Here is a 6,596-nt window from a genome sequence, read left to right on the forward strand (position 1 = left end):
CGGAAAACAGGTTCACTGGGCGCCATGACCACTCGCAAGCGCAACGGGGGCGCTCACCTCGACGAGGTCAACAAGCTGATCATCGAGCAGCTCCAGCAGGACGGGCGGCGCAGCTATGCCGCGATCGGCAAGGAGGTCGGCCTGAGCGAGGCCGCGGTGCGCCAGCGCGTGCAGCGCCTCGTCGACAGCGGCGTCATGCAGGTCGTCGCGGTCACCGACCCGCTCGAGCTCGGCTTCGCGCGACAGGCCATGATCGGCGTACGCACGTCCGGGCCGATCGAAGGGATCGCCGACGAGCTCGGCAAGCTCGACGAGGTCGACTACATCGTCATCACCGCCGGCTCCTACGACCTGCTCGTGGAGGTCGTCGCCGAGAGCGACGAGGCCCTGCTCAACCTCGTCTCCAGCAAGATCCGCGCCATCGAGGGCGTGGTGAGCACAGAGACGTTCATGTACCTCCACCTGCACAAGCAGACGTACGCCTGGGGAGTCAGGTGAGCGGTTACGCCGAGATCAGCCTGTGGCACGCGACGGCAGGCGATGACTGGGAGCCGCGGCCGGCGCTGATGGGCGACATCGAGGTCGACGTCGCGATCGTGGGCGCCGGCTACACCGGACTGTGGACGGCCTACTACCTGGCCGAGGCCAGGCCCGACCTGAAGATCGCGATCCTCGAGGCCGAGGTCGCCGGGTTCGGCGCTTCCGGCCGCAACGGCGGCTGGTGCTCGGCCCTCTTCCCTGCCTCGCTCGACAAGGTGGCCGCGGGCTCGAGCAGGGAGGCCGCGCTCGCCCAGGACCGGGCGATGCGGGCGACCGTCGACGAGGTGATCCGGGTCGCCGGGGTCGAGGACATCGAGGCCGACATCGCCAAGGGCGGCACGGTCGTGGTGGCCCGTACGGCCGCCCAGCTCGAGCGCGCCCGCGACGAGGTCGAGCACGCCCGCTCCTGGGATCTCGGAGACGCCGAGATCTCCCTGCTGGACCGAGCCGCTGCCGAGAAGCGGCTCGCCGCGACCAACACACTCGGCGCGACCTACACCCCCGACTGCGCTGCGCTCCATCCCGCGAAGCTCGCCCGGGGCCTGGCCCGCGCCGTCGAGGCCCGCGGCGTCACGATCTACGAGCAGACCCGGGTCACCGCGATCGAGCCGCACCAGGTGCGAACCGCGCGTGACGTGGTCACCGCCGACGTCGTCGTACGCGCCACCGAGGGCTACACCCCGACGCTGGCCGGCCTCGAGCGCGAGGTCATCCCTGTCCGCTCCCTCATCATCGCCACCGAACCCCTCTCCGACCTGGTCTGGTCGAGCATCGGCCTGGAGGAGCGAGAGACGTTCTCCGACGGCCGGCACCTGCTGATCTACGGGCAGCGCACCGCGGACGACCGGCTGGTCTTCGGCGGGCGGGGCGCTCCGTACTCCTTCGGCTCGAGGATCACCCACGCCGACGCCTCCGACCTGCGCACCCACAACCGCCTGCGGGCGACCCTGATCGAGATGTTCCCGGCCGTGCGCGGCCACCAGGTCACCCACCGGTGGGGCGGCGTGCTCGGCATCCCGCGAGACTGGCACGCCTCGGTCGGCTACGACCCGGCCAGCGGGCTCGCGCATGCCGGCGGCTACGTCGGCGACGGCGTCGCGACCACCAACCTGGCCGGCCGTACGCTGCGCGACCTGGTCCTTGGCGAGGACTCCGATCTCACCGCACTCCCCTGGGTCGGACACGTCTCCCCTCGTTGGGAGCCCGAGCCGTTGCGGTGGCTCGGCGTCAACGCCGGACTGCGTGCGATGACCGTGGCCGACGCCGAGGAGTCCGCCACCGGCAAGGGGTCCCTGGTCGCCCGGGCCGTCTCGCCGCTGGTCGGCGGCCACTGACCCTCCCGTTCCACGACGCCGCTCCAGGGATACCTGGAGCGGCATTGTCGTCTTTCGAGACTCCCGTGTAACTCTGTTGTCTTTCCCAGGAAACTCTAGTTGTTTTATTAGGAAAGACTTATTCAAAGTTCATCTCGGAGGTGACCGCAGTGATCCTGCAACGCCGTAGCACCAGATCCCATCTCGTCAGACCCCGGCGCCGAAGGCTGATCCCCGCCGCGGCCGCCCTCGCCGTCGTCGCCGGCGTGCTGACACTGACCCCGTCGACCGCGGTCGCTGAGGACGACGCCCCGGTGACCAGCGACAAGGGGATCGGCGAGCTGTTGACACAGCTCGAGACCGGCAGCGACATCCTGACCAACAAGGACGCGGTCAAGGGCGGTGACGACAAGAGCTACTGGATCAAGAACCACGTCGACTCCAGCCTGCTGCCGCCGAACCTGCTCCAGCAGCTGGGGTCGACCAGGCGCTGATCAACCTCGGCCTGGGCGGGCGCGACTCCGGCGGCACCGTCGAGGACGACGGCCTGCGACACGAGTACCTGGTCGTCTGGGCAGGCGACAACAACATCCTGGACAAGTCCGGCTCCGAGCTGCTCGACCTGCCGAAGTCGATCGGCCTGGACCTGATCGGACAGAAGAACCTCATCGGCCCCGACTTCTTCGCCGTCGTCGACGTGACCAAGGGCGCGAAGTCGTACGGCAAGGTCGTCAACACCGTGACCGTCGGCCCGCTGGTGGAGAACGAGCCACACCACATGCAGTACCTGTGGCACAAGGGCGACAACATCTTCGCCGGCGGCCTCTTCACCGACGTGACGTACGTCCTGGACACCTCGCAGCTCCCGAAGCTGCAGCTCAAGGGGATCAACCTGCCCACCGACACACTGTGCGGGTCGGTGCCGGATGCCTACTGGGTGACCAAGGACCACAAGGCCTACGGCACCTACATGGGCGGGCCGGACGTGCCCGGCCCGTGCACCTACACCGACGGCTCGGTGCGGGTGGGCAACGGGTTCGCAGGCTCGCCGGGTGAGCTGGTCCGACTCGACGCCAACGGGAAGACGATCGCCGAGGCGCCGGCCGCCACCACGAAGGCCGAGACCGAGCAGAGGTGCGACAGCATCCCGCTGCTCTCCCTGCCGACCTGCGCCAACCCGCACGGCGTCCAGGCCCGCGAGGACCTCGACACACTCGTGACCAGCGACTACAACGAGCCGCGCAACATCATCCTCAACCCGGTGCAGCCGCTCTCCTCCTACCTGCGGCGGCCGACCGTGAGGTTCTGGGACATCTCCGAGCAGGACAAGCCGAAGCTGAAGTCGGTGACCTTCCTGCCCGACGGACCCCGCAAGGGCCGGGTCGCGCACCACGAGGAGTCGCGGGCCGCGATGGAGGTCACCGTGACCAACCGACCGGGCCACAAGGGCGCGTTCGCGGAGACGATGCAGGGCGGCGCGATCTACTACACGCCCGACATCACCGTCGACGAGCCGAAGTGGCAGCAGGTCTTCGACCTCGGTATCACCAACAAGCAGGTCGACCCGGCCAGCGACGCCTACGGCGGCGGCAGCAACGGCGCTTGGATCCAGACGTCGTTGGACGACAAGTACCTCTACCATGCAGTCGCCGGCCGAGGCGCCACCAGCGACGACAAGGGCTCCAAGCCGTACATCCTGACGTTGGACATCCAGAAGCTGCTCGCCTCCGGCGACAGCCCGGCCTGCCGGATCGACACGCTCGAGGAGAGCCACGAAGGTGGCGCCGAGAGCGACTGCCCGGCAGTCGTCGACACCCTCGAGGCGCCCGGCGGGCCGCACTGGGGCGCCCTCGACAACCTCGAGCTCGGCTCGGACGGCTACTACCACGAGACCACGGACGTGAAGCGGCTGGCGTACTCCAACTACTTCGTCGCCCGCACCGGTCTCAACGGTGACCACCGGCTGTGCCTGGTCGACATCGAGGACGGCAGGCTGACCCGTGACGAGGAGTTCCGGGACGAGAACACCGGCAACACCTGCATCGAGTTCAACCGGGGGTCGTGGCCGCACGGCGCCTGGGGCCCGGCGAAGCCGCACTCGATGCTCTTCGTCACCGCGGACGCGGACATCAAGTGACGCTCGGTGACAGCACCTCCTGGCGGGACCGCATCCTGCGGTCCCGCCGGGCGGGCGTGCTCGTGCTCGCTGTCCTGCTCGCCGTCGGGGGCATCGGCTATGTCCTGTACGCAGGAACGCCCGGTGACTCCTCCGACTCGTCGCGGTGGTCCCGCTCGGTGGCGGAAGCCACGCCGCAGCAGATCCTCGGCGGCGAACGCCGGCCCGGGTTCCCGTCGGTGCAGCGGACGGAGCACGACGGTCTGGTGTTCACGGTGACCGTGGCGCCGGCGCTGCCCGGCCGCAACCTGGTACGCGTCGACGCAGTGCCCCTGGAGGGCCACGCGCACGAGAAGGCCGACGAGGAGCTGACCGTCGAGGTCGACGGCGGCGCCGCGCCGGTCGAGCCGACGAAACGACCCGGCGCCGACGGGCTCTGGGCCGTCGTCGACCTGCCCACCGGCAATCCCACGGTCCTGGTCGCGCACGGACCCGAGCATCGCGTCCCGGTGATGCTCGAGACCGGCGCTGATGGGTCCGCGGACCCACTGTGGGCCGGTCCGGACGGTCCCGAGTGCCTCCAGGCGGCCACCGCTGCCGTCCTGGCCGGCGGCAAGGCGCCGACCTCGTGTCCCGCCGCGGGGTTGCGCGACGCGGACCGTGCCGGGCTGACCAGCATCGTCACGACCCTCGCGTCCCGAGGGGTCGAGGAGGTCGCGCTCTCCACCGACGCCTCTCCCCGATCGGCGGCCGCCTCGAAGCTCGTCCGCCGCCTGGCCGCCGCCGAGCACGTCCGGGTGGTCGCACCCTCGGCCCGTCCCGGGTCACGCAGCGCCCTCGTGGTCGTCACCGGCTGGCAGCCGGCCGCGGAGCGTCTCGCCGCGGTCTCCAGCCTGCCTGTCGAGAAGCAGGCGCTGCGCTCGGACGGGGTCTGGCTGGCTCCCTGGCTCCTCGCCCCCGGCGTCGTCGACTCGACCACCGGCGCGGTGATCCCGCTCGACTTCGACATCCGTGACTCGGCGGCCCAGCAGTACAGCCAGACGCTGGCGAAGTACTTCCCCGAGCAGGCACCGACCGGGTCGGCGTACCTCGCCTGGCGCGGGGCCCGCGAGGGCGCCGACGCGCGTGGGGAGTCCGCCTTCTATGCCGCCTCGCGGGCTGCGTACATGCCTGCCGAGCCCGGCCACAGCAGCCACGAGAGGACCGTGTCCTGGTTCCCCGGCGGCACTGTCACCCGGATCAGCCTCCCCACCGGCTAGCCCCACATCAGCTAGGCCTACTCAGAAAGGGTCCCCACCATGTCTCTCCTCGATCGCCTCGGCACCAGCCGTGGCCTCTCCCCCGACCTGTCGATAGGCCAGGCTCCGCCCACGAAGACCGAGTCGCCGGCGCAGGTACGCGTCATCATCCTCGGCGCGCTCGCAACCGTCGCGCTGGGTGCGTTCGTACTGCTCCAGAAAGGCACGCTGCCGGCGATCCTGTTCACCCTCGGGGTGGCGCTCGGGTTCGTGCTGTTCCACAGCCGATTCGGGTTCACCTCTGCCTGGCGTCAACTGGTCTCGGTGCGACAGGGCACCTCGCTGCGGGCGCACATGCTGATGCTGGCGATCGCGGTGACGCTGTTCGCCCCGATCCTGGCCAACCAGTGGACCTACCAAGGCGTCCCGGCGACCGGGGCTGTCGCGCCGATCGGCTTCGGCCTCTTCGTCGGCGCCTTCATCTTCGGGGTCGGGATGCAGCTCGGCGGTGCCTGCGCGTCCGGCACCCTCTTCGCGGTCGGCAGCGGGCAGAGCGCGATCCTGATCACCCTGGGCGGCTTCATCGTCGGCTCCGTCCTCGGCGCGCTCTCCCTGGCATGGTGGAACGGGCTGCCCGCGCAAGAGCCGGTCGACCTCTCGGTCACCTTCGGCGGGTACGCCGGTGGCTGGGCCGCCACGCTGGTCATCATCGGGCTCGTGGTCGCAGCGACGTACCTGGTGGGACGCGGCCGGGAGAAGCCGCCGGTCGACCGGGCTCCGGTGGCCACCGGACTCGCCCGCGCGCTGCGCGGCTCGTGGCCGCTGTGGGTCGGGGCGATCGGGCTGGCCCTGCTCAACGCGCTGACCCTCTACTTCTCCGGGAGCCCCTGGGGCATCACCTTCGCCTTCGCCCTGTGGGGGTCCAAGATCCTCGACGCGGTCGGGGTCGACGTACTGTCCTGGCCGTTCTGGCAGGACCCCGCCAACCTGGCCAAGTACCAGGCCGGCATCTTCGTCGAGAAGACCTCGATCATGGACCTCGGCATCGTCCTCGGTGCGCTGCTCGCCTCCGCGGCCGCCGGGGCCTGGCTGTGGCACCGCCGGATCCCGCTGAGGCTCGCGGTCGGTGCGGTGCTCGGCGGGATCCTGATGGGCTACGGCGCCCGGATCGCGGGCGGCTGCAACATCGGCGCCTACTTCTCCGGGATCGCCTCGATGAGCCTGCACGGCTGGCTGTGGGGTCTGGCCGCGATCGCCGGGACGTTCGGCGGCCTGGCGCTGCGCCCGCTCTTCGGGCTCACCAACCCGAAGCCGACCGACTCCGCCTGCTGACCGAATCTGTCCGAATAAACCTGTTGCGTACGCCGGTCGCGGTCCTCCACCATGGAC

The 6,596-nt window shown here is 70.2% G+C and carries 6 protein-coding genes; all 6 read left to right on the top strand.

Features of this window, described 5'->3' with window-relative positions; all coding sequences use genetic code 11:
* Positions 1 to 24 precede the first annotated feature (24 nt).
* Entirely contained in the window at positions 25 to 498 is a 474-nt protein-coding gene (locus ACFU7D_RS08440; RefSeq protein ID WP_008363265.1) for an Lrp/AsnC family transcriptional regulator, read from the top strand.
* Positions 495 to 1,874: an NAD(P)/FAD-dependent oxidoreductase gene (locus ACFU7D_RS08445; RefSeq protein ID WP_378865695.1), complete on the top strand. Its 1,380-nt coding sequence runs from the start codon at positions 495 to 497 to the stop codon at positions 1,872 to 1,874. The genes ACFU7D_RS08440 and ACFU7D_RS08445 overlap by 4 nt, the downstream gene beginning before the upstream one ends.
* 149 nt (positions 1,875 to 2,023) lie before the next feature.
* A complete protein-coding gene (locus ACFU7D_RS08450) occupies positions 2,024 to 2,347 on the top strand; it encodes a hypothetical protein (protein WP_378865698.1) in 324 nt (107 codons plus the stop codon).
* Between the two features lie 203 nt (positions 2,348 to 2,550).
* The gene (locus tag ACFU7D_RS08455; protein WP_378865701.1) at positions 2,551 to 3,990 is read left to right on the top strand and encodes a hypothetical protein; all 1,440 of its coding nucleotides are present in this window, start codon (positions 2,551 to 2,553) and stop codon (positions 3,988 to 3,990) included.
* On the top strand, positions 3,987 to 5,228 hold the full coding sequence (locus ACFU7D_RS08460; protein WP_378865704.1) for a hypothetical protein: 1,242 nt from the start codon (positions 3,987 to 3,989) through the stop codon (positions 5,226 to 5,228). The genes ACFU7D_RS08455 and ACFU7D_RS08460 overlap by 4 nt, the downstream gene beginning before the upstream one ends.
* A 39-nt stretch (positions 5,229 to 5,267) precedes the next feature.
* Positions 5,268 to 6,539 (top strand): YeeE/YedE family protein, encoded by a 1,272-nt coding sequence (locus ACFU7D_RS08465; protein WP_378865707.1) that lies wholly within the window; start codon positions 5,268 to 5,270, stop codon positions 6,537 to 6,539.
* The last annotated feature ends 57 nt before the right edge of the window (positions 6,540 to 6,596 follow it).

This window comes from Nocardioides sp. NPDC057577 (assembly GCF_042801335.1).
Classification (GTDB): Bacteria; Actinomycetota; Actinomycetes; order Propionibacteriales; family Nocardioidaceae; genus Nocardioides.

Bases quoted from the DNA above. Each gene is read 5' to 3' on its own strand.
- ACFU7D_RS08440 (WP_008363265.1), top strand. From the start codon at position 25: ATGACCACTCGCAAGCGCAACGGGGGCGCTCACCTCGACGAGGTCAAC.
- ACFU7D_RS08465 (WP_378865707.1), top strand. From the start codon at position 5,268: ATGTCTCTCCTCGATCGCCTCGGCACCAGCCGTGGCCTCTCCCCCGAC.